Here is a 22654-nt window from a genome sequence, read left to right as displayed (position 1 = left end):
CACAGCGGTGGGCCCGGCGTCCCCAGGTGGCGCAACACTGCGGCAACACCACCGCGTGGACCCCGTCGGTATGGTCCAGCGCATGCCAGCCGATCGCACCCGTGAGCACACCGTGCCCGTCGCCGCCGCCCGTCGGCGCCGGCTCCGCGCGGACCATGCCCGGCTGCTCGCCGACCTCCTGCGCCACCAGGTGCGGACCGGCGGATTCCCGGGCGGGGTGCTGCCCTTCGAGGACGCGATCGGCAACGACTACCGCGTCTCGCGCAACACGGTCCGCCAGGCCCTGGACCTGCTGCGCGCCGAGGGCCTGGTGGAACGGCAGCCGGGCGTCGGAACCGTCGTGGTCAGCGAGAGGTACCCCCACCGCCTCGACCGGCTCCAGGGCCTGGCGGAGACCCTCCGCGAACACGGCCGGGTCACCAACGAGGTCCGTACCGTCGGCCCGGTGCCCGCTCCGGGCCCCGTCGCACGGCGGCTGAAGATCGCGGAACACACCGACGTGCTCTACATCGAGCGGCGCAGGCTGCTGAACGGGCTGCCGCTCTCCCTCGACCTCACCTACGTCCCCATGGACATCGGGGCCGGCCTCCTCGGCTGCGACCTGGAGAACACCGATGTCTTCCGGCTGCTGGAGCGCCTCACCGGGCAGCCGCTCGGCACCGCAGAGATCACCCTGGAGGCCGTCAACGCCGACGCGCACTCCGCCGCCGTCCTGGAGGCCCCGCAAGGCTGTGCCGTCCTGATGCTGGAACGGCTCACCCACCTCGGTGACGGCCGTCCCGTGGACCTGGAGTTCATCCGCTTCCGCGGCGACCGCATCAGCATGAGCGGGCTGCTGCACAGGTCCGGCTGAGACCCCCTTCCCCTTCTTTCCTGGAGACCGCCATGCCTCTGGCGCCCCAGCGGGCCGACGTGCCCGTGACCATCGACGAGTCGAAGTGCATCGACGGCTGCACCCTCTGCGTCGACATGTGTCCGCTCGACTCCCTGGCCATCAACCCGGACAGCGGCAAGGCGTACATGCACGTCGACGAGTGCTGGTACTGCGGCCCGTGCGCGGCCAGGTGTCCCACCGACGCGGTCACGGTCAACATGCCCTACCTCCTCCGGTGAAAGGCCCCTCCTCCCATGCCACGCACGGCAATCCGCGCCGGCGCCCTGCTGACCTCCGCACTCCTCGTCCCGCTCGTGACGGGCTGCGGCGGCGAGGCGAGCGCGGGTGACGACGACACGGTCACGGTGACCGTCGGCTACCAGTCCAGGACCATCAACACCGTCACCGCGGGCACCCTCCTGCGCTCGCTCGGCTACTTCGAGGACGAACTGCGGGCCCGGGGCGAGCGGGACGGGGTCACGTACGAGGTGAAGTGGCAGGACTACGCGACCGGCGCCCCCATCACCGCCCAGATGACCGCGGGAAAGATCGACATCGGCTCGATGGGCGACTTCCCCCTGCTGATCAACGCGGCCCGCGGCAAACAGCTGAACCGTCCCACCAAGCTGGTCTCGGTCACCGGTTACAACCTCCGCGGTGGCCTCAACACCGTGGTGACCGGCCCTGATTCGACTCTCGAGTCCCTGAAGGACCTGCGCGGCAGGAAGGTCTCCACGAGCGTCGGATCGGCCGCCGACGGGACGCTCGTCCGCGCGCTCCAGCAGGCCGGGCTCGACCCGGACAAGGACATCCGCAAGCTCAACCAGCAGCCCGCGGTGGGTGCGTCGGCGCTCCAGGCCGGCAGCGCGGACGCCCTGTCGCAGTTCGTGGCGTGGCCCGGACTGCTGGCGTTCCAGGGCCGGGCGAAGGCCCTCTACGACGGGGCGGAGCTGAATCTTCCGACGTTCCACGGGGTCACCGTCGTCGAGGACTTCGCGAAGAAGCGGCCCGCCGTGCTGGAGGACTTCCTCCGGGCGCAGGGCCGGGCGACGGAGTACCTGCACGAGCACCCGGTGGCGGCCTCCGAGTCGGTGGCGAAGGCGACGGGCCTGCCGGCCGAGGTCGTCCACCTCTACAACGGTGCCCAGGGCATCGCGACGTTCGACACGACGGTGAAGCCCGCGCTGGTGGCCGCGCTCGAGAAGGACGTCCCGGTTCTGCGCTCGGCGAAGCTCGTCGGCGACGTCGACGTGGACGCCTTCGTCGACGAGCAGTACGTGAAGCGGGCGTTCGGCAACGGCTACACGAAGGCCCGGGCCGCCGGTCCGCCCGCCGCCCGCGGGGGCGAGGTCTGGCTGAAGGGCGAGGACACCACCTCGGCGTTCGCCACCCCCGCCGAGGTCCTGCGGTACGCCGCCGGGCACGAGGGCCGGGTCCGCGCCGCGTACGTCCCCGACGCGGGCACCGGGACCCTGTGGTTCGCGGACCGGGCCGTCTGGGTGTCGGAAGGCGACGAACTGCGGCCGTACGTCACGGAGTCGGCCGCCCGCACCGACGTCGCGGCGCACCCCGGCTCACGGACCGTCCCGTACGCCACGGCGCTCGACCTGGCCCGCGCCTCATGAGGGGGCGGCGGTCGTCGGTCGCGCTGCGGGCCCTGTCGCTGGTGGCCGCTCTGTCCGTCTGGCAGTTGCTGACCTCCTACGACGTCAACCTGTGGCTGCGCTTCGAGCAGTTCCCCACGGTGACCGATGTGGCCCGGGCGTTCGGGGACCGGCTGGGCAGTGACGCGTACTGGCAGGACCTCACCGACAGTCTGACCCGGATCGTCACCGGCTTCGCCCTGGCCGCCGTCCTCGGCATCACGGCCGGCACGGCGATCGCCCGATCGCGGCTGGTCTCGGACCTGCTGGGCCCCGTCCTGGAGGTGGTGCGCCCCGTCCCGGCGATCGCCCTGGTGCCCGTGGCGATCCTGCTCTTCCCCAGCAACGAGCAGGGCATCGTCTTCATCACCTGCACCGCGGCGTTCTTCCCCGTCATGGTCTCCACCCGGCACGCGGTGCGTGCGCTCACCCCGGTGTGGGAGGAGGCCGTCCTGACGATGGGCGGCGGCCGGTGGAGGGTCCTCGGCTCGGTCGTCCTGCCCGGCGCACTCCCCGGCATCCTCGGCGGGCTCTCCGTCGGCATCGGGGTGTCGTGGATCTGTGTGATCTCCGCCGAGATGATCTCCGGCGAGTACGGGGTCGGCTACCGCACCTGGCAGGACTACACGGTCGTCGACTACCCCGGGGTCTTCGTCGGCATGGCCACGATCGGCCTGCTGGGGTGGATCACCTCGACCGCGGTGGAGCTGCTCGGCCGCCGGCTCACCCGGTGGCTGCCACGCACGGAGGGCAGCCGCCCTCCGTCCCCCGTACGGCACCGGAACCGGGCCGTGCCCTCGGCGGCCGCACCGGCGGCCCTGGCGAAGGAGCGGGTGCACCCATGACCACGACCACTCCCCCGGGAGTCCGGCTGACGCTGCGCGGCGCAGTGCTCGGCCGGGCCGGGACACCGGTGCTGGACGGTGTCGACCTCGACGTCGTACCCGGCGAGATCCTGGCCGTCGTCGGGCCGTCCGGCTGCGGCAAGTCCACGCTCCTGCGCACCCTGGCCGGGCTGCTGCCCGCCCTCGGCGGCGAGGTCACCCAGGACGGCGAGGCGATCACCGTGCCCCGGGCCGAGCGGGCCCTCGTCTTCCAGGACGACGCGCTGCTGCCGTGGCGCACGGTACGGGCCAACGTGGAACTCCCGCTGGCCATCAGGGGCGTCCCGCGCGGGGCCCGCAGGGCACGTGCCGAGTCCTGGCTTGCCCGGGTCGGCCTGGACGGCCACGGCGCGAGGCTCCCGCACCGGATCTCGGGCGGCCAGCGCCAGCGCGTCCAGCTGGCCCGCGCCCTGGCGGCCGAGCCGCGGGCGGTCCTGATGGACGAGCCCTTCGGCGCGCTGGACGCCCAGACCAGGGCCGGGATGCAGCAGTTGCTCGTCGACGTCCTGCGGGGTACGGGCGCCACGGTCGTCTTCGTCACGCACGACGTGGACGAGGCCCTGTTCCTGGGCGACCGGGTGGCGCTGCTGCCCACCGCGCGCGTCCTGGACGTGCCCCGCCCGCGGGAACGCGCCGCGCACACCGATCCGGCGACCGTCGCGCTGCGCCGCGAGGTCCTCGAATCGCTCACTCCCGACCGTGGAAAGGCCTGACCGTGCAGATCCCCGCCCTCGCCGACGCCGAGGAACTCTCCTGCGACGTACTGGTCGTGGGGGGCGGCACAGCCGGCACGATGGCCGCGCTCACCGCCGCCGAGCACGGCTCCTCCGTCCTGCTGCTGGAGAAGGCGCACGTCCGCCACTCGGGCGCCCTCGCCATGGGCATGGACGGTGTGAACAACGCGGTGATCCCGGGCCGGGCCGAACCCGACGACTACGTCGCCGAGATCACCCGGGCCAACGACGGCATCGTCGACCAGTCCACCGTCCGGCAGACGGCGGTGCGCGGGTACGGGATGGTGCGGCGGCTGGAGTCGTACGGGGTGAAGTTCGAGAAGGACGAGCACGGCGAGTACGCCGTCCGCCAGGTGCACCGCTCCGGCTCGTACGTGCTGCCGATGCCTGAGGGCAAGGACGTCAAGAAGGTCCTGTACCGGCAGCTGCGGCGCCGGGAGATGCGGGAGAGGATCCGCATCGAGAACCGGGTGATGCCGGTCCGGATCCTCACCGGCGACGACGGCCGGGCGATCGGCGCGGCGGCCTTCAACACCCGCACCGGCGCGTTCGTCACCGTGCGTGCCGGGGCGGTCGTCCTGGCCACCGGCCCCTGCGGGCGGCTCGGCCTCCCCGCCTCCGGGTACCTCTACGGGACGTACGAGAACCCCACCAACGCGGGCGACGGCTATGCCATGGCCTACCACGCGGGCGCCGAACTGACCGGCATCGAGTGCTTCCAGATCAACCCGCTGATCAAGGACTACAACGGCCCGGCCTGCGCCTACGTCGCCAATCCCTTCGGCGGCTACCAGGTGAACCGGCACGGCGAGCGGTTCGTCGACTCCGATTACTGGTCGGGGCAGATGATGTCCGAGTTCGCGGCGGAGGTCGCCTCGGACCGCGGGCCGGTGTACCTGAAGCTGAGCCACCTGCCCGAGGAGTCCGTCAGCGCGCTGGAGGGCATCCTGCACTCCACGGAGCGGCCGACCCGGGGCACGTTCCACGCGAACCGGGGCCACGACTACCGCACCCACGACATCGAGATGCACATCTCCGAGATCGGTCTGTGCGGCGGCCACTCCGCCTCCGGGGTCCGCGTCGACGACCACGCCCGCACGACGGTGCCCCGCCTCTACGCGGCCGGGGACCTGGCCTGCGTCCCGCACAACTACATGATCGGCGCGTTCGTCTACGGCGACCTCGCGGGCGCCGACGCCTCGCAGTACACCGCGTACGAGGGCGAGCTGCCCGCGGAGCAGCTCAAGGAGGCCCACGAGCTGGTCTACCGGCCGCTGCGGAATCCGGAGGGGCCCCCGCAGACCCAGGTCGAGTACAAGCTGCGCCGCTTCGTGAACGACTACGTGGCCCCGCCGAAGTCGGGGGCCCGGCTCTCGCTCGCGCTGGAGCACTTCGAGCGGATGCGTACGGACATCGCGGAGATGGGGGCGACCACCGCGCACGAGCTGATGCGCTGCGCGGAGGTGAGCTTCATCCGGGACTGCGCGGAGATGGCGGCGCGCTCCTCGCTGGCCCGGACGGAGTCCCGCTGGGGCCTCTACCACGAGCGTACGGACCATCCGGAGCGCGACGACACCGACTGGTTCCACCACCTCGACCTGCGGAAGTCGGCTGCGGGCGCGATGGAGTTCACGGCCCGGCCGGTGGCGCCGTACCTCGTGCCGGTGGACGGGTTCGACCCCGTCGGCGGGGCCTCCAGGGAGCTCGGCGAGGTCGAGGCGGAGCAGGTGGCGACGGCCGGGGCGAAGGAGGCCGCCCCGTCCGGTTCCACGCCGGCCGTCCGCGCCGGGGCCGCCGCGGCGCTGTCGGCCGGGCCCTCCCCCCGCATCCTCGAACTCCTCGCGCTGGCGGAGGACCAGCCGGAGCTGGCGGACCTCGCCCCGTATCTGGCCGATCCCGACCCGGCGGTCCGGCGGGCCGCTGTGGCCGCGCTGACCGAGTCGACGCCCCGGGGCGCGGGGCCGGCGCTGGCGGCGGGGCTCGCGGACCCGGTGCCGTCCGTGCGGGCGGAGGCGGCCGCCTCCCTGCGGGAGCTGGTCGAGGTACTGCCGGCCGAACCGGCCCTGCGCGAACCGCTGGTGGGGGCGCTGGGCTCGGAGGACCCGGTCGTACGGGCCACGGCGCTGGACACCCTGCGGGCGCTGCGGCTGGGGGACGCGGAGCTGTTCGCGGGCACGCTCGGCGACCCCGTCATCGACGTACGCGTCCACACGGTGAGCGCCCTGGTCTCGGTGGACGCCACGGACCTGCTGGCCGGGGCCGTGACGGACCCGTCCCGGGAGGTCCGGGTGGCCGTCGCGAAGGGGCTGGCGGCCACCCGCTCCCCCGGCCCGGAACCGCTGGCCCCGCTCCTTTCGGACCCGGACCTGCTGGTGCGGGCGGCCGCCCTGGCGGCGCTCGCGGCGACGGGGTGCCCGGAGCCGTACGCGGCCCAGGCCACCGCGGCGCTGGCGGATCCGGCCTGGCAGGTCAGAGCGGGGGCGGCGACGGCGCTCTCCTCGGCCGAACCGGTCTCCGCACTCGCCCCGCTGGCCGGGGCGCTGGCCGACCCTAACGCCGACGTCCGGATGGCGGCGGTGCTGGCGCTGCTGAACCACACGTCCCACGACGCGGCCCGGGAGGCTCTCGCCGGGGTGCTCACGGACCCGGACGCGGACGTGCGCGCGTATGCGGCCAGAGGGGCGTTGGTCAACGACGCGTAAGTCGCTCACGCGTTTGGGCGGCCATGATCGGTTTTCGCCGGATACGCTGAACGCACCCGCGAGGCTTCGTCCCATGGGAGCACTGATGAGCATCGAACCCGAGGCCCCCCAGCCGCGGTGGGCGGTCCCGCCCGTGGGCGGCTGGACCGCCGATGACCTGGACACACTCCCGAATCTGCCTCCGCACACGGAGCTGATCGACGGGAGCCTGGTTTTCGTGGGTCCGCAGACGTTGTTCCATACACGGGCGGTCAGCTTCTTCGAATGGCAGCTGGAGTCGCTGGCACCGCCTGAGCTGGAGGTCGTGCGGGAGTTCACCATCGACATCGACTTCCAGAACCGGCCGGAACCCGATGTCGTCGTCGTGCGCGCGGACGCGGTCGAGAGCCTGCGGCAGACACGGTTCCCCGCGAGCAGCGTGCTGCTCGCGATCGAGGTGGTGTCCGACGAGTCCGTCACCCGTGACCGGGAGACCAAGCCCGTGAAGTACGCGCGGGCGAGGATCCCGCACTACTGGCGGGTGGAGAACCAGGACGGCCGCGCGGTGGTCTACGTCTTCGAGCTGGAGCCCGCGACCGGCGCGTACACGTCCACGGGGATCTTCCATGACCGGATGAAGGTCTCCACGCCCTTTCCCGCGGACCTGGATCTGACCGCGATCGTCTCCCGCCGCCGGGCGGCGGAGCCGGAGTAGCCCCGGTCCCGCTCACTCGAACTCGGGCGGCTCCTCGTCCCAGCCGAACTCCGGGTCCGCGTCCTGGGCGGCGGGGCGGGCCGTCGGCTCCGGCGTCCGGTCCGGTGCGGGCGCCGCTGCCGCTGATGGGGCAGCCGCCGGGCCCGCCTCTCCCAGCCCCGCCAGCACCTCCAGCACGCCTTCGCCGTACGTCGCGAGCTTCTTCTCGCCCAGGCCGCTGACGCCGCCCAGCTCACCGAGCGAGCTGGGACGCAGGGTGGCGATCTCCCGCAGCGTCGCGTCGTGGAAGATCACGTAGGCCGGGAGGCCCAGCTCCTTCGCCGTCGCCCCGCGCCAGGCGCGGAGCGCCTCGAAGACCGGGACGGCCTCCGCCGGCAGGTCGGCCGCCGCCGCGGCGGACTTGGCCTTCCGCTCACCGGAGCCGCCGGACCGGGTCGTCGGCCGCTTCGGCTCCTTGCGCAGCAGCACCTCGCGCTCCCGGCCGAGGACCGAGCCGCTCTCCTCGGTCAGTACGAGCGTGCCGTACTCGCCCTCGACCGCCAGCAGTCCCTGAGCCAGCAGCTGCCGCACGACGCCCCGCCACTCCGCCTCGGCCAGCTCCTCGCCGATGCCGAAGACGGAGAGCTGGTCGTGGTCGAACTGGATGGTCTTCGCGGTCTTGCGGCCCAGCAGGATGTCGATGATCTGCCCGGCGCCGAACTTCTGGTTCCGCTCGCGCTTCAGGCGGACCACGGTCGACAGCAGCTTCTGGGCGACCACCGTGCCGTCCCAGGTCTCGGGCGGGGTGAGGCACGTGTCGCAGTTGCCGCAGGTCTGCTCGCCGGGCTCCTGGCCGAAGTACGTCAGGAGCTGGGCGCGACGGCACTGGACGGTCTCGCAGAGCGCCAGCATCGAGTCGAGGTGCGAGGCGGCACGACGCCGGAAGGCCTCGTCGCCCTCGCCGCCCTGGATCAGCTTGCGCTGCTGGACGACGTCCTGGAGTCCGTAGGCCATCCAGGCCGTGGACGGTGCGCCGTCACGGCCGGCGCGGCCGGTCTCCTGGTAGTAGCCCTCGACGGACTTGGGCAGGTCGAGGTGGGCGACGAAGCGCACGTCCGGCTTGTCGATGCCCATGCCGAACGCGATGGTCGCGACGACGACCAGCCCCTCCTCGCGCAGGAAGCGCGACTGGTGGGCGGCGCGCGTCCCCGCGTCGAGGCCCGCGTGGTAGGGCACGGCCTCGATGCCGTTGCGGCTGAGGTACTCGGCGGTCTTCTCCGTGGAGTTGCGCGAGAGGCAGTAGACGATGCCCGCGTCCCCCGCGTGCTCCTCCTTGAGGAAGGTGAGCAGCTGCTTCTTCGGGTCGGCCTTCCCCACGATGCGGTACTGGATGTTGGGCCGGTCGAAGCTGGCCACGAAGTGCCGGGCGTCGGGCATGCCCAGGCGCTGGGTGATCTCCCGGTGCGTGGCGTCGGTGGCCGTGGCCGTCAGGGCGATCCGGGGGACGTCGGGCCAGCGCTCGCCCAGCACGGACAGGGCGAGGTAGTCGGGGCGGAAGTCGTGGCCCCACTGGGCGACGCAGTGCGCCTCGTCGATGGCGAAGACGGAGATCTCACCGCGGGCCAGGAGGGAGAGCGTCGAGTCGAGACGCAGCCGCTCGGGGGCCAGATACAGCACGTCGAGCTCACCGGCGACGAACTGGGCCTCCATCGAGCGGCGCTCGTCGAAGTCCTGCGTGGAGTTCATGAAGCCCGCGCGGACACCGAGCGCGCGCAGGGCGTCGACCTGGTCCTGCATGAGCGCGATCAGCGGGGAGATCACGACGCCCGTACCCGGCCTGACCAGGGCGGGGATCTGGTAGCAGAGGGACTTCCCCCCACCGGTGGGCATGAGCACGACCGCGTCGCCGCCCCCGACGACATGCTCGATCACCGCGCCCTGCTCGCCGCGGAACGTCTCGTACCCGAACACCCGGTGCAGTGTCTGCTGCGCAGCGCTCTCGGTCGTCACACTCATGGTCGCGCCCGTCCGTCCGTCTTCACCCGTCCACAGCAACCATAGGCGCCGCCTACGACAACGCCGGACGGGCTTGACTTTCCAAGGCCCGTCCGGCGCGCGTACCGCTCTCTGCCGCCGTTACCGCACGAAGACTCCCGCCTGGCTCGCCAGGTCGAGGAAGTACTGCGGGGCAAGGCCGAGGACGAGGGTCACGGCGACCCCGACCGCGATGGTGGTCATCGTCAGCGGGGACGGGACGGCGACCGTGGGGCCGTCCGCCTTCGGCTCGCTGAAGAACATCAGGACGATGACCCGGATGTAGAAGAACGCCGCGATGGCCGACGAGATCACACCGACCACGACGAGGCCGCCCGCGCCGCCGTCCGCCGCCGCCTTGAAGACGGCGAACTTGCCGGAGAACCCGGAGGTGAGCGGGATGCCGGCGAAGGACAGCAGGAACACCGCGAAGACCGCCGCGGTCAGCGGCGAGCGCCGGCCGAGGCCGGCCCACTTCGACAGGTGGGTCGCCTCGCCGCCCGCGTCGCGCACCAGGGTGACGACGGCGAAGGCACCGACGGTCACGAAGGAGTACACCGCGAGGTAGAAGAGGACCGAGGAGATGCCCTCCGGGCTGGCCGCGATGACACCGGCGAGGATGAAGCCCGCGTGCGCGATCGAGGAGTAGGCCAGGAGCCGCTTGATGTCGGTCTGGGTGATCGCGACGACCGCCCCTCCCAGCATCGTGACGATCGCGACACCCCACATGACGGGGCGCAGGTCCCAGGTGAGGCCCGGCAGCACCACGTACAGCAGGCGCAGCAGCGCGCCGAACGCGGCGACCTTCGTGGCCGCGGCCATGAAGCCGGTGACCGGGGTCGGGGCGCCCTGGTAGACGTCCGGGGTCCACATGTGGAACGGGACCGCGCCGACCTTGAAGAGCAGGCCCATGAGGATCAGGGCGCCGCCGATGAGCAGCAGCGCGTCGTTGCCCATGGTGTCGGCGAGCGCCGGGTCGATCTGCTGGACGGTGCCGTCGACGACGTTCGCGATGCCCGCGTAGGAGACGGTGCCCGCGTACCCGTAGAGCAGGGCGATCCCGAAGAGCAGGAAGGCCGAGGAGAAGGCGCCGAGCAGGAAGTACTTCACGGCGGCTTCCTGCGACATCAGCCGCTTGCGGCGGGCGACGGCGCACAGGAGGTAGAGCGGGAGGGAGAAGACCTCGAGCGCCACGAACAGCGTCAGGAGGTCGTTGGCCGCGGGGAAGACCAGCATGCCGGCCACGGAGAAGAGGGCCAGCGGGAAGACCTCGGTCGTGGTGAACCCGGCCTTGACCGCCGCCTTCTCGCCGTCGCTGCCGGGCACCGAACCGGCCTGGGCGGCGAAGGAGTCGACGTGGTTTCCGTGCGAGGCCGGATCGAGGCGCCGCTCGGCGAACGTGAAGACGGAGACCATCGAGACGAGCAGGATGGTGCCCTGCAGGAACAGGGCGGGGCCGTCGACGGCGACGGCGCCCATCGCGGCGATGTGCGCGTTCTTCGAGGCGTAGCCGTCTGCGGCGAGCCCCACCACCGCGGCGAACGCGGCGGCGATCGCGACGACCGTCAGGAACACCTGGGTGGTGTAGCGGGCCCTGCGCGGGACGAAGGCCTCCACCAGGATCCCGATGACGGCGGCCCCGACCACGATCAGGACGGGCGCCAGTTGGGCGTACTCGATGGTCGGAGCGGTGAACTTGTCGCCCGGTGCGGCCGTCGTCACCCCGCCCGCCGTCGTCCACAGACTGTGGACAGCTGTTGCGCTCACTTGGCGGCCTCCACCTCGGGCTGGGGGTCCTTCTTCTGTACGTCCTGCATGGTGTGCTGCACCGCCGGGTTGACGACATCGGTGAGCGGCTTCGGGAAGACGCCCAGGAAGATCAGCAGGGCGATCAGCGGGACGGCCACGGCCAGCTCACGGACCTTGAGGTCGGGCATGCCCCCGATCCCCTCCCTGACCGGGCCCGTCATCGTCCGCTGGTAGAGGACGAGGACGTAGAGCGCGGCGAGGACGATGCCGACGGTGGCGATGATGCCGACCACCGGGTACGCGCTGAACACGCCGACCAGGACGAGGAACTCACTGACGAAGGGGGCGAGTCCGGGCAGCGAGAGGGTGGCCAGGCCACCGATGAGGAAGGTTCCCGCCAGGACGGGCGCCACCTTCTGCACCCCGCCGTAGTCGGCGATGAGCCGCGAACCGCGCCGGGTGATCAGGAATCCGGCGACCAGCATGAGCGCGCCCGTCGAGAGGCCGTGGTTGACCATGTAGAGCGTGGCGCCCGACTGGCCCTGGCTCGTCATCGCGAAGATCCCGAGCACGATGAAGCCGAAGTGCGAGATCGAGGCGTAGGCGATGAGCCGCTTGATGTCGCGCTGGCCGACGGCGAGCAGCGCGCCGTAGACGATGGAGATCAGGGCCAGGACGAGGATCACCGGCGTCGCCCACTTGCTGGCCTCCGGGAACAGCTGGAGGCAGAAGCGCAGCATCGCGAAGGTGCCGACCTTGTCGACGACCGCGGTGATGAGGACGGCCACCGGGGTGGTCGCCTCCCCCATCGCGTTGGGCAGCCAGGTGTGCAGCGGCCACAGCGGGGCCTTCACCGCGAAGGCGAAGAAGAACCCGAGGAACAGCCACCGCTCGGTGGAGGTCGCCATGTCCAGCGATCCGTTGGCCCGGGCCTCGGCGATCTCGGAGAGCGAGAAGCTCCCCGCGACGACGTAGAGCCCGATGACGGCGGCCAGCATGATGAGCCCGCCGGCCAGGTTGTAGAGGAGGAACTTCACGGCGGCGTAGCTGCGCTGCGCCGCCGCGTTCTCGTCGCTGCCGGAGTGTGCCCGGTCCCCGAAGCCGCCGATGAGGAAGTACATCGGGATGAGCATGGCTTCGAAGAGGATGTAGAAGAGGAAGACGTCGGTGGCGACGAAGGACAGGATGACCATCGCCTCGACCATGAGGATCAGGGCGAAGAAGCCCTGGGTCGGGCGCCAGCGGCTGGAGTTGGTTTCCAGGGGGTCGGCGTCGTGCCAGCCCGCCAGGATCACGAAGGGGATCAGCAGTGCGGTGAGCGCGAGGAGCGCCACCCCGATGCCGTCGACGCCCAGCTCGTAGCGGACGCCGAAGTCCTTGATCCAGGCGTGCGACTCGGTGAGCTGGTAGCGGTCGCCGCCCGGTTCGAAGCGGGCGAAGACGATGCCGGCCAGGACGAGCGTGGCCAGCGACACCGCCAGGGCGAGCCACTTGGCCGCGGTACGCCGGGCGGCCGGGACGGCGGCGGTGGCGATCGCGCCGATCGCCGGGAGCGCCGCCGTCGCTGTCAGGAGGGGAAAGGACATGGGATCAGACCGCCCTCATCAGCAGGGTCGCGGCGATGAGGACCGCCGCACCGCCGAACATCGAGACCGCGTAGGAGCGGGCGTAGCCGTTCTGCAGCTTGCGCAGCCGGCCGGAGAGCCCGCCCATCGAGGCGGCCGTGCCGTTGACGACACCGTCGACCAGGGTGTGGTCGACATAGACCAGGGAGCGGGTGAGGTGCTCGCCGCCGCGGACCAGGACCACGTGGTTGAAGTCGTCCTGGAGGAGGTCCCGGCGGGCCGCCCTGGTGAGCAGGGAGCCGCGCGGGGCGACGGCCGGGACGGGCCTGCGCCCGTACATGGCCCAGGCGACGGCGACACCGATGACGAGCACCACCATGGTGGCGGCGGTGACGGTGGTCGCGCTCACCGGGGCGTGTCCGTGGTCGTGGCCGGTGACCGGCTCCAGCCAGTGCATGAAGCGGTCGCCGATGGAGAAGAAGCCACCGGCGAAGACCGACCCGAAGGCCAGCACGATCATCGGGATCGTCATGGACTTCGGTGACTCGTGCGGGTGCGGCTCGTGGCCTTCGGCGTCCGGCTGCCAGCGCTTCTCGCCGAAGAAGGTCATCAGCATCACGCGCGTCATGTAGAACGCGGTGATCGCGGCGCCCAGCAGGGTGACCGAGCCGAGGATCCAGCCCTCGGTGCCGCCCTTGGCGAAGGCCGCCTCGATGATCATGTCCTTGGAGAAGAAGCCGGACAGACCGGGGAAGCCGATGATCGCGAGGTAGCCGAGGCCGAAGGTGACGAAGGTGACCGGCATGAACTTCCGCAGGCCTCCGTACTTCCGCATGTCCACCTCGTCGTTCATGCCGTGCATGACCGAACCGGCGCCGAGGAAGAGACCGGCCTTGAAGAAGCCGTGCGTCACCAGGTGCATGATCGCGAAGACGTAGCCGATGGGGCCGAGGCCCGCGGCGAGGATCATGTAGCCGATCTGCGACATCGTCGACCCGGCGAGGGCCTTCTTGATGTCGTCCTTGGCGCAACCGACGATCGCACCGAAGATCAGCGTGACCGCGCCGACGACCACGACGACCAGCTGGGCGTCGGGGGCACCGTTGAAGATCGCGCCGGAGCGGACGATCAGGTAGACACCGGCGGTCACCATGGTGGCGGCGTGGATGAGGGCCGAGACCGGGGTCGGGCCCTCCATCGCGTCACCGAGCCAGGACTGCAGCGGCACCTGGGCCGACTTGCCGCAGGCGGCGAGGAGCAGCATCAGGCCGATCGCGGTGAGCTTGCCCTCGCTCGTGTCCCCGGTCGCCTCGAACACCGGCCCGAAGGCGAAGGTGCCGAAGGTGGTGAACATCAGCATGATCGCGATGGACAGGCCCATGTCGCCGACCCTGTTGACCAGGAAGGCCTTCTTGGCGGCGGTGGCCGCGCTGGGCTTGTGCTGCCAGAAGCCGATGAGCAGGTACGACGCCAGGCCGACGCCTTCCCACCCGACGTACAGCAGGAGGTAGTTGTCGGCGATGACCAGGATGAGCATCGCCGCGAGGAAGAGGTTCAGATAGCCGAAGAAGCGGCGGCGGCGCTCGTCGTGCTCCATGTAGCCGATGGAGTAGATGTGGATCAGCGTGCCCACACCCGTGATCAGCAGGACGAACGTCATCGACAACTGGTCGAGCTGGAAGGCCACGTCGGCCTGGAACCCCTCGACGGGGATCCAGCTGAACAGGTGCTGGTGCAGGGTGCGGTCCTCCGCGCCCCTGCCCAGCATGTCGGTGAACAGCACGGCGCCGATGCCGAACGACACGGCGGCGAGCACCGTGCCGATCCAGTGTCCGGCCCGGTCGAGCCGGCGGCCGCCGCAGAGCAGCACCGCCGCTCCGAGCAGGGGCGCCGCGACCAGCAGCGCAATCAGGTTTTCCACGATTCCGACCCCTTACAGCTTCATCAGGCTGGCGTCGTCGACCGAGGCCGAGTGGCGGGAGCGGAACAGCGACACGATGATCGCGAGCCCGATGACGACCTCCGCGGCGGCGACGACCATCGTGAAGAAGGCGATGATCTGGCCGTCGAGGTTGCCGTGCATCCGGGAGAACGCGACGAGCGTGAGGTTGCAGGCGTTGAGCATCAGCTCGATGCACATGAACACCACGATCGCGTTCCGCCTGATCAGGACGCCGGAGGCGCCGATCGTGAACAAAAGGGCCGCGAGGTAGAGGTAGTTGACCGGATTCACTTGGCGACCTCCTCCTCTTCTTCCGCGTGGTCACGGGCCGGCCCGCGGTCACGTCCGAGCCGCTCCCCCGAGCGCTGTTCCAGCGCCTTGAGGTCGGCGAGCGATTCGCTGGACACGTCGCGGATCTGGCCGCGCTGCCGCAGCGTCTGCATGACGGTGAGCTCGGACGGGGTGCCGTCCGGCAGGAGTCCCGCGATGTCCACGGCGTTGTGCCGGGCGTAGACACCGGGGGCGGGCAGCGGCGGGAGGTGGCTGCTGCGCACCCGCTCCTGGGAGAGCTCCCGCTGTGTCTTCGCCCGCTCGGTGCGCTCGCGGTGCGTGAGCAGCATCGCCCCGACGGTCGCCGTGATCAGGAGGGCGCCGGTGATCTCGAACGCGAAGACGTACTTGGTGAAGATGAGGTTGGCGAGGCCCTCGACGTTTCCGCCGTGCCGGGCGTTCGCGGCTCCCAGGCCGTTGAAGGTGGAGAGGGACGCCTGCCCGATTCCGGCGATCAGCAGGATGCCGAAGCCGAGCCCGCAGGCGGCGGCCAGCCAGCGCTGCCCCTTGAGGGTCTCCTTCAGCGAGTCGGCCGCCGTGACGCCGACGAGCATGACCACGAAGAGGAACAGCATCATGATCGCGCCGGTGTAGACGACGACCTGGACGATGCCCAGGAAGTAGGCGCCGTTGGCGAGGTAGAAGACCGCCAGCACGATCATGGTGCCGGCGAGCGACAGCGCGCTGTGCACCGCCTTCTTCATCAGGACGGTCGAGAGCGCGCCGATGACGGCGACGGTGCCGAGGATCCAGAACTGGACGGCCTCGCCGGTCGACGTGGCGGTGGCCGCCGCGGCCAGGGTGGCGGTCATGCGTCCACCTCCTTGTCCGCTTCTCCCTTGGAGACGGCGACCTGGCGCTCCGTACCGGAGGCCGCCTCGGTCACCAGACCTCGGTAGTAGTCCTGTTCGTCCATGCCGGGGAAGATCGCGTGCGGGCTGTCGACCATGCCTTCCTCCAGGCCCGCGAGCAGCTCGTCCTTGGTGTAGATGAGGCTCTCGCGGGTGGTGTTGGCCAGCTCGAACTCGTTGGTCATGGTCAGTGCCCGGGTGGGGCACGCCTCGATGCAGAGCCCGCACAGGATGCAGCGCGCGTAGTTGATCTGGTAGACGCGGCCGTAGCGCTCCCCGGGGGAGTAGCGCTCCTCGTCCGTGTTGTCCGCGCCCTCGACGTAGATCGCGTCCGCCGGACACGCCCAGGCGCAGAGCTCGCAGCCGACGCACTTCTCCAGCCCGTCCGGGTGGCGGTTGAGCTGGTGCCGGCCGTGGAAGCGCGGCGCCGTCACCTTCTGCGTCTCCGGGTACTGCTCCGTCAGCCGCTTCTTGAACATGGCCTTGAAGGTCACGCCGAAGCCGGCCACAGGATTCTGGAACTTCTCCCCCGAGGGTTCCGATGACTCAGACACCGTCGGCCTCCCTTCCGTCACTCGCACTTCCGTCACTCACCAGGTCGTCACTCCGAGTGTCCGGCCCGCCACTGACAACGAGCTCCCGCTCGCGTCGTGGCGTGCGGCGCGGCACCGGGGGCAGTGTCTGGCCGGGCAGCGGCGGCACCGGATATCCGCCCGCCATCGGGTCGAACGCGGGCTCCGGTCCGGCCGCCTCCTCGGCGGCCTTGGTCCTCCGGTCGCGGAAGATGTCGGCGGCGAAGGAGATCAGCAGGACCGCGATCACCGCTCCGGCGACGTACAGCAGGATCTTCGCGTAGTCGTAGCCCTCGTTGTTCATCGCCCTGACGGTCGCGACCAGCATCAGCCAGACGACGGAGACCGGGATCAGGACCTTCCAGCCGAGCTTCATCAGCTGGTCGTAGCGCACCCGTGGCAGGGTGCCGCGCAGCCAGATGAAGAAGAAGAGGAGCAGCTGCACCTTGACGACGAACCAGAGCATCGGCCACCAGCCGTGGTTCGCGCCCTCCCAGAAGGTGCTGACCGGGTACGGAGCCCGCCAGCCGCCGAGGAAGAGGGTCACGGAGACCGCGGAGACGGTCACCATGTTGACGTACTCGGCGAGCATGAACATCGCGAACTTGATCGACGAGTACTCGGTGTTGAAGCCGCCGACCAGGTCGCCCTCGGACTCCGGCATGTCGAACGGGGCGCGGTTGGTCTCCCCGACCATCGTGATGACGTAGATGATGAAGGAGACCGGAAGCAGGATGACGAACCAGCGGTCCTCCTGGGCAGCCACGATCTCCGAGGTCGACATGGACCCGGAGTAGAGGAACACCGAGGCGAAGGCGGCGCCCATCGCGATCTCGTAGCTGATCATCTGGGCGCAGGAGCGCAGTCCGCCGAGCAGCGGGTACGTCGATCCGGAGGACCAGCCGGCCAGCACGATGCCGTAGATGCCGACGGAGGCGACCGCGAGGATGTAGAGCATCGCGATCGGCAGGTCGGTCAGCTGCATCGTCGTGCGGTGGCCGAAGATCGAGACCTCGTTGCCGGACGGGCCGAACGGGATCACGGCGATCGCCATGAACGCGGGTGCGGCGGCGACGATCGGGGCCAGGATGTAGACGACCTTGTCGGCGCGCTTGACGACGACGTCTTCCTTGAGCATCAGCTTGATGCCGTCGGCGAGCGACTGGAGCATGCCCCAGGGCCCGTGCCGGTTGGGGCCGATGCGCAGCTGCATCCAGGCGACGACCTTGCGTTCCCACACGATGGAGAACAGCACGGTCACCATGAGGAACGCGAAGCAGAACACCGCCTTGACGACGACGAGCCACCAGGGGTCCGTGCCGAACATGGAGAGGTCCTCGGCTGCGAGGACGGTCCCCCGCGGTGCCGTGGCGAGTTGGGCGAGGCCGGTCACTCTCCTACCTCCGTTGTCACGACGTGGGAGCCCGGGGCGGCCGGACCGATCCGGACCAGTCCGCCCGGCTGGGCGCCGGTGTCGGCGGGGACACCCCGGCCGACGGAGTCGAGCGGCACCCACACGACCCGGTCCGGCATCTCGGTGACCGCCAGCGGGAGTTCGGTGGTGCCGGCGGGGCCGGTGACGGCCAGCAGGTCGCCGTCCTTCACCCCGGACTCGGCTGCGGTGACCGGGGAGAGCCGGGCGACGGCCGCGTGCCTCGTACCGGCCAGGGCCTCGTCGCCCTCCTGGAGCCGGCCCCGGTCGAGCAGCATCCGGTGGCCCGCGAGGACCGCCTCGCCGTCTCCGGGCCGGGGCACCGGGCGGGAGGTCGCCCGCGGGTCGTCGGCGTGGCCGCCCTGCCAGCCGCCGAGACGGTCGAGCTCACGGCGGGCCGCTCGCAGGTCGGGCAGCGCGAGGTGGACGTCGAGCGCGTCGGCCAGCATGTGAAGCACCCGCGCGTCGGTCGGGCAGAGCGTCCTGGGCATCTGCTCGGGCTTCAGAGCGGCCTCGAACATCCGGGCCCTGCCCTCCCAGTTGAGGAAGGTGCCGGGCTTCTCGGCGACGGCGGCGACGGGGAGGACCACGTCGGCGCGCTCGGTGACCGCGCCGGGCCGCAGCTCCAGCGAGACCAGGAACCCGACCTCGTCCAGCGCTCTCAGCGCCCCCGCGGGGTCGGGCAGGTCCTCGGGGTCGACGCCCGCGACCAGCAGCGCGCCCAGTTCGCCGGTGGCCGCGGCCTCCACGATCTGTCCGGTGTCGCGCCCGAAGCGGGCGGGGAGTTCGGCGACGCCCCAGACGGACGCCACCTCCTCCCTGGCCCGCGGGTCCGTCGCGGGGCGGCCGCCGGGCAGCAGCGACGGGAGCGCGCCCGCCTCAAGCGCGCCGCGTTCGCCGGCCCGGCGCGGGATCCACACGAGCGCGGCGCCGGTCGCGGCGGCGGTGCGCAGGGCGGCGGTGAGCCCGCCGGGCACCGCGGCGAGCCGTTCGCCCACCACGATGACGGCGCCCTCGCCGCGCAGCGCCTCGGCCGCCGCGGCGCCCTCGGCCTCCAGACCGACACCGCCCGCGAGGGCGTCCAGCCATTCGGTCTCGGTTCCGGGTGCGGCGGGAAGCAGGGTGCCGCCCGCCTTCTCCAGGCCGCGGGTGGCGTGCGAGGCGAGCGCGAACGTCCGCTGCCCGTGCTTGCGGTGGGCCTTGCGGAGACGGAGGAAGACGCCGGGCGCCTCCTCCTCGGACTCGAAGCCGGCCAGCAGGACGGCCGGTGCCTTCTCCAGCGCGGTGTACGTGACCCCGCTGCCGTCCAGGTCGCGTCCGCGCCCCGCGACCCGCGCGGCCAGGAAGTCGGACTCCTCGGCGCTGTGGACGCGGGCGCGGAAGTCGATGTCGTTGGTGTCGAGGGCGACCCGCGCGAACTTGCTGTACGCGTAGGCGTCCTCGACGGTCAGCCGGCCTCCGGTGAGGACACCGGTCCTGCCGCGCGCCGCCGAGAGCCCGGCCGCCGCTGCCTCCAGCGCCTCCGGCCAGCTCGCCGGCTCCAGCACGCCGTCCGCGTTGCGCACGAGCGGCGTGGTGAGCCGGTCGCGCTGCTGGGCGTAACGGAAGCCGAAGCGGCCCTTGTCGCAGAGCCACTCCTCGTTGACCTCGGGGTCGTTGGCGGCGAGCCGCCGCATGACCTTGCCGCGCCGGTGGTCGGTCCGGGTGGCGCAGCCGCCGGCGCAGTGCTCGCACACGGAGGGCGTCGACACCAGGTCGAAGGGCCGGGAGCGGAAGCGGTACGCCGCCGAGGTCAGCGCCCCGACCGGGCAGATCTGGATGGTGTTGCCGGAGAAGTACGACTCGAAGGGGTCGCCCTCGCCGGTGCCGACCTGCTGGAGCGCGCCGCGCTCGATCAGCTCGATCATCGGGTCGCCCGCCACCTGGTTGGAGAACCGGGTGCACCGCGCGCAGAGCACGCACCGCTCACGGTCCAGCAGCACCTGGGTGGAGATGGGGACGGGCTTCTCGAAGGTGCGCTTCTTCCCGTCGAAGCGGGAGTCGGCGCCGCCGTGCGACATCGCCTGGTTCTGCAGGGGGCACTCGCCGCCCTTGTCGCAGACCGGGCAGTCCAGCGGGTGGTTGATGAGCAGGAGCTCCATCACCCCCTTCTGGGCCTTCTCCGCGACGGGCGAGGTGATCTGCGACTTGACGACCATGCCGTCGGTGCAGGTGATGGTGCAGGAGGCCATCGGCTTGCGCTGGCCCTCGACCTCGACGATGCACTGCCGGCAGGCACCGGCGGGGTCGAGGAGCGGGTGGTCGCAGAAGCGCGGGATCTCGATGCCCAGGAGCTCGGCGGCGCGGATGACGAGGGTGCCCTTGGGCACGCTGATCTCGATGCCGTCGATCGTGAGCGTGACGAGGTCCTCGGGCGGAACGGCCGCCTCGCCGCCCCCGGAGGGCGCACTCGTGGTGACTGTCATGCGTTCACCCCCCGGTGAGCGTTCTTGTCGTCTTTGTCGTCGGCCCAGAGGGTCGACCGGGCCGGATCGAAGGGGCAGCCCCTGCCGGTGATGTGCTGCTCGTACTCCTCGCGGAAGTACTTCAGCGAGGAGAAGATCGGCGAGGCGGCGCCGTCACCGAGGGCGCAGAACGACTTGCCGTTGATGTTGTCGGCGATGTCGTTCAGCTTGTCGAGGTCGGCCATCTGCCCCTTGCCGGCCTCGATGTCGCGGAGCAGCTGGACCAGCCAGTAGGTGCCCTCGCGGCACGGCGTGCACTTGCCGCAGGACTCGTGGGCGTAGAACTCGGTCCAGCGGGTGACGGCGCGCACCACGCAGGTGGTCTCGTCGAAGCACTGGAGCGCCTTGGTGCCGAGCATGGATCCGGCGGCGCCGACTCCCTCGTAGTCCAGGGGGACGTCCAGGTGCTCCTCGGTGAACATGGGGGTGGAGGAGCCGCCGGGGGTCCAGAACTTCAGGCGGTGCCCTTCCCGGATGCCGCCGCTCATGTCGAGGAGCTGGCGCAGGGTGATGCCGAGCGGTGCCTCGTACTGGCCGGGGCTGGTGACGTGCCCGCTGAGGGAGTACAGCGTGAAGCCCGGGGACTTCTCGCTGCCCATCGACTTGAACCAGTCCTTGCCCCTGTGCAGGATCGCGGGAACCGAGGCGATGGACTCGACGTTGTTCACGACAGTGGGACAGGCGTACAGACCGGCGACCGCGGGGAAGGGGGGACGCAGCCGGGGCTGGCCGCGCCGTCCTTCGAGCGAGTCGAGCAGCGCGGTCTCCTCGCCGCAGATGTACGCTCCGGCGCCCGCGTGCACCGTGAGTTCCAGGTCGAGCCCGGAGCCCAGGATGTCCTTCCCGAGGTAGCCGGCCTCGTACGCCTCGCGCACGGCCTCGTGCAGTCTCCTCAGTACGGGGACGACTTCGCCGCGCAGGTAGATGAAGGCGTGCGAGGAGCGGATCGCGTAACAGGCGATCACGATGCCCTCGATGAGGCTGTGCGGGTTCGCGAAGAGGAGCGGGATGTCCTTGCAGGTCCCGGGCTCCGACTCGTCGGCGTTGACGACGAGGTAGTGCGGCTTGCCGTCGCCCTGCGGGATGAACTGCCACTTCATCCCGGTGGGGAAGCCCGCGCCCCCGCGCCCGCGCAGACCGGAGTCCTTGACGTACGCGATGAGGTCGTCGGGCGCCATGGCCAGGGCCTTGCGCAGCCCCTCGTAACCGTCGTGGCGACGGTAGGTGTCCAGCGTCCAGGACTCCGGATCGTCCCAGAAGGAGGAGAGGACCGGGGACAGGAGCTTCTCGGGACTGGTCCCGTTCTTGTCGATCTCGGTGGCCAAGGTCATCACTCCCCCTCCTCGGCTGCGGGTCCGGCCGGGTTGTCCGGGTCGGAGGCCGAGGTCTGCTGCGGCGCGTCGTGGGAACTGAGGTGTTCGGCGCCCTTCTGCGGCTGGTCGCTCGGGGCCTCGCCCCTCGGGCCGACCACGCGTGCCTTCGGTGCTGCCTCGCCCTTGGCGAGCTTCAGCCCGACCAGGGAGGCCGCGCCCGCTCCGCCGCTCGCCTCGACGGCGCCGGGGCGCGCGTCGGGGAAGCCGGCGAGGATCCGGGACGTCTCCTTGTAGGTGCAGAGCGGCGCGCCCCGGGTGGGCTCCACGGTGCGGCCGGCGATCAGGTCGTCGACGAGCCGGGTCGCGCTCTCGGGCGTCTGGTTGTCGAAGAACTCCCAGTTGACCATCACGACGGGCGCGAAGTCGCAGGCCGCGTTGCACTCGATGTGTTCGAGGGTGACCTTGCCGTCGTCGGTCGTCTCGTCGTTGCCGACGCCCAGGTGCTCCTTGAGCTGGTCGAAGATGGCGTCGCCGCCCATCACCGCGCACAGGGTGTTGGTGCAGACCCCGACCTGGTAGTCGCCGCTCGGCCTGCGCCGGTACATCGAGTAGAAGGTGGCGACCGCGGTGACCTCGGCGGTGGTGAGACCGAGCTGGTCCGCGCAGAACGCCATGCCCGTGCGGGAGACGAACCCCTCCTCGGACTGCACCAGGTGCAGCAGCGGCAGCAGCGCGGAGCGGCTGCCGGGGTAGCGGGCGATCACCTCCTTCGCGTCCGCTTCGAGCCGGCCGAGCACGTCGGCCGGGTAGGCGGGGGCGGGGAGCTGCGGCATCCCCAGGCTGACTTCTTGG

General features: G+C 71.0%; 18 protein-coding genes. 7 read left to right on the top strand and 11 right to left on the bottom strand.

The features are described 5' to 3' along the window. Positions 1-82: 82 nt before the first annotated feature. The 7 genes from ACIRJR_RS06110 (at position 83) to ACIRJR_RS06080 (ending at position 7531) form a co-directional block, all read left to right on the top strand. Positions 83-853 (top strand): GntR family transcriptional regulator, encoded by a 771-nt coding sequence (locus tag ACIRJR_RS06110; protein ID WP_403774563.1) that lies wholly within the window; start codon positions 83-85, stop codon positions 851-853. 32 nt (positions 854-885) lie between these two features. Next, the gene (locus ACIRJR_RS06105; protein WP_266479325.1) at positions 886-1113 is read left to right on the top strand and encodes a ferredoxin family protein; all 228 of its coding nucleotides are present in this window, start codon (positions 886-888) and stop codon (positions 1111-1113) included. A 15-nt stretch (positions 1114-1128) separates the two neighbouring features. Further along, positions 1129-2499, top strand: a complete 1371-nt coding sequence (locus ACIRJR_RS06100; RefSeq protein WP_403774559.1) for an ABC transporter substrate-binding protein — start codon at positions 1129-1131, stop codon at positions 2497-2499. Continuing rightward, a complete protein-coding gene (locus tag ACIRJR_RS06095; RefSeq protein WP_403774556.1) occupies positions 2496-3362 on the top strand; it encodes an ABC transporter permease in 867 nt (288 codons plus the stop codon). The genes ACIRJR_RS06100 and ACIRJR_RS06095 overlap by 4 nt, the downstream gene beginning before the upstream one ends. Then, positions 3359-4114 (top strand): ABC transporter ATP-binding protein, encoded by a 756-nt coding sequence (locus ACIRJR_RS06090; protein ID WP_403774553.1) that lies wholly within the window; start codon positions 3359-3361, stop codon positions 4112-4114. The genes ACIRJR_RS06095 and ACIRJR_RS06090 overlap by 4 nt, the downstream gene beginning before the upstream one ends. Positions 4115-4116: 2 nt before the next feature. After that, positions 4117-6837: a fumarate reductase/succinate dehydrogenase flavoprotein subunit gene (locus ACIRJR_RS06085; RefSeq protein WP_403774550.1), complete on the top strand. Its 2721-nt coding sequence runs from the start codon at positions 4117-4119 to the stop codon at positions 6835-6837. Between the two features lie 85 nt (positions 6838-6922). After that, positions 6923-7531, top strand: coding sequence for a Uma2 family endonuclease (locus tag ACIRJR_RS06080; RefSeq protein WP_403774547.1), 609 nt, complete (start codon positions 6923-6925; stop codon positions 7529-7531). 12 nt (positions 7532-7543) lie between these two features. Here ACIRJR_RS06080 and recQ read toward each other — a convergent pair whose 3' ends face one another. From recQ to nuoE, 11 genes are all read right to left on the bottom strand, one after another. Further along, on the bottom strand, positions 7544-9526 hold the full coding sequence (gene recQ / locus ACIRJR_RS06075; protein WP_403774544.1) for a DNA helicase RecQ: 1983 nt from the start codon (positions 9524-9526) through the stop codon (positions 7544-7546). 120 nt (positions 9527-9646) lie between these two features. Beyond that, positions 9647-11311 (bottom strand): NADH-quinone oxidoreductase subunit NuoN, encoded by a 1665-nt coding sequence (gene nuoN / locus ACIRJR_RS06070; protein WP_403774541.1) that lies wholly within the window; start codon positions 11309-11311, stop codon positions 9647-9649. Next, a complete protein-coding gene (locus tag ACIRJR_RS06065) occupies positions 11308-12879 on the bottom strand; it encodes an NADH-quinone oxidoreductase subunit M (protein ID WP_403774538.1) in 1572 nt (523 codons plus the stop codon). Before ACIRJR_RS06065 ends, nuoN begins: the two co-directional genes overlap by 4 nt. A gap of 4 nt (positions 12880-12883) precedes the next feature. Next, positions 12884-14779, bottom strand: coding sequence for an NADH-quinone oxidoreductase subunit L (nuoL, locus tag ACIRJR_RS06060; protein WP_403774535.1), 1896 nt, complete (start codon positions 14777-14779; stop codon positions 12884-12886). 12 nt (positions 14780-14791) lie between these two features. Next, positions 14792-15091, bottom strand: a complete 300-nt coding sequence (gene nuoK / locus ACIRJR_RS06055) for an NADH-quinone oxidoreductase subunit NuoK (RefSeq protein WP_099173920.1) — start codon at positions 15089-15091, stop codon at positions 14792-14794. After that, positions 15088-15942 carry an NADH-quinone oxidoreductase subunit J gene (locus ACIRJR_RS06050; RefSeq protein ID WP_403774532.1) on the bottom strand — a complete coding sequence of 285 codons (855 nt, stop codon included), beginning with the start codon at positions 15940-15942 and terminating at the stop codon, positions 15088-15090. The genes nuoK and ACIRJR_RS06050 overlap by 4 nt, the downstream gene beginning before the upstream one ends. Further along, positions 15939-16535 (bottom strand): NADH-quinone oxidoreductase subunit NuoI, encoded by a 597-nt coding sequence (nuoI, locus tag ACIRJR_RS06045; protein WP_403774529.1) that lies wholly within the window; start codon positions 16533-16535, stop codon positions 15939-15941. The genes ACIRJR_RS06050 and nuoI overlap by 4 nt, the downstream gene beginning before the upstream one ends. Then, positions 16528-17946, bottom strand: coding sequence for an NADH-quinone oxidoreductase subunit NuoH (gene nuoH / locus ACIRJR_RS06040; protein ID WP_403774526.1), 1419 nt, complete (start codon positions 17944-17946; stop codon positions 16528-16530). The genes nuoI and nuoH overlap by 8 nt, the downstream gene beginning before the upstream one ends. Then, complete coding sequence (locus ACIRJR_RS06035; protein ID WP_403774523.1) at positions 17943-20450, bottom strand: NADH-quinone oxidoreductase subunit G; 2508 nt, start codon at positions 20448-20450, stop codon at positions 17943-17945. Before ACIRJR_RS06035 ends, nuoH begins: the two co-directional genes overlap by 4 nt. Next, the gene (gene nuoF / locus ACIRJR_RS06030; protein ID WP_403774520.1) at positions 20447-21820 is read right to left on the bottom strand and encodes an NADH-quinone oxidoreductase subunit NuoF; all 1374 of its coding nucleotides are present in this window, start codon (positions 21818-21820) and stop codon (positions 20447-20449) included. The genes ACIRJR_RS06035 and nuoF overlap by 4 nt, the downstream gene beginning before the upstream one ends. Continuing rightward, a complete protein-coding gene (nuoE, locus tag ACIRJR_RS06025; RefSeq protein ID WP_403774517.1) occupies positions 21820-22635 on the bottom strand; it encodes an NADH-quinone oxidoreductase subunit NuoE in 816 nt (271 codons plus the stop codon). The genes nuoF and nuoE overlap by 1 nt, the downstream gene beginning before the upstream one ends. Positions 22636-22654 lie beyond the last annotated feature (19 nt).

Source organism: Streptomyces sp. NPDC102402 (assembly GCF_044765765.1).
GTDB lineage: Bacteria > Actinomycetota > Actinomycetes > Streptomycetales > Streptomycetaceae > Streptomyces.
This window is presented reverse-complemented; position numbering and strand designations above follow the sequence as displayed.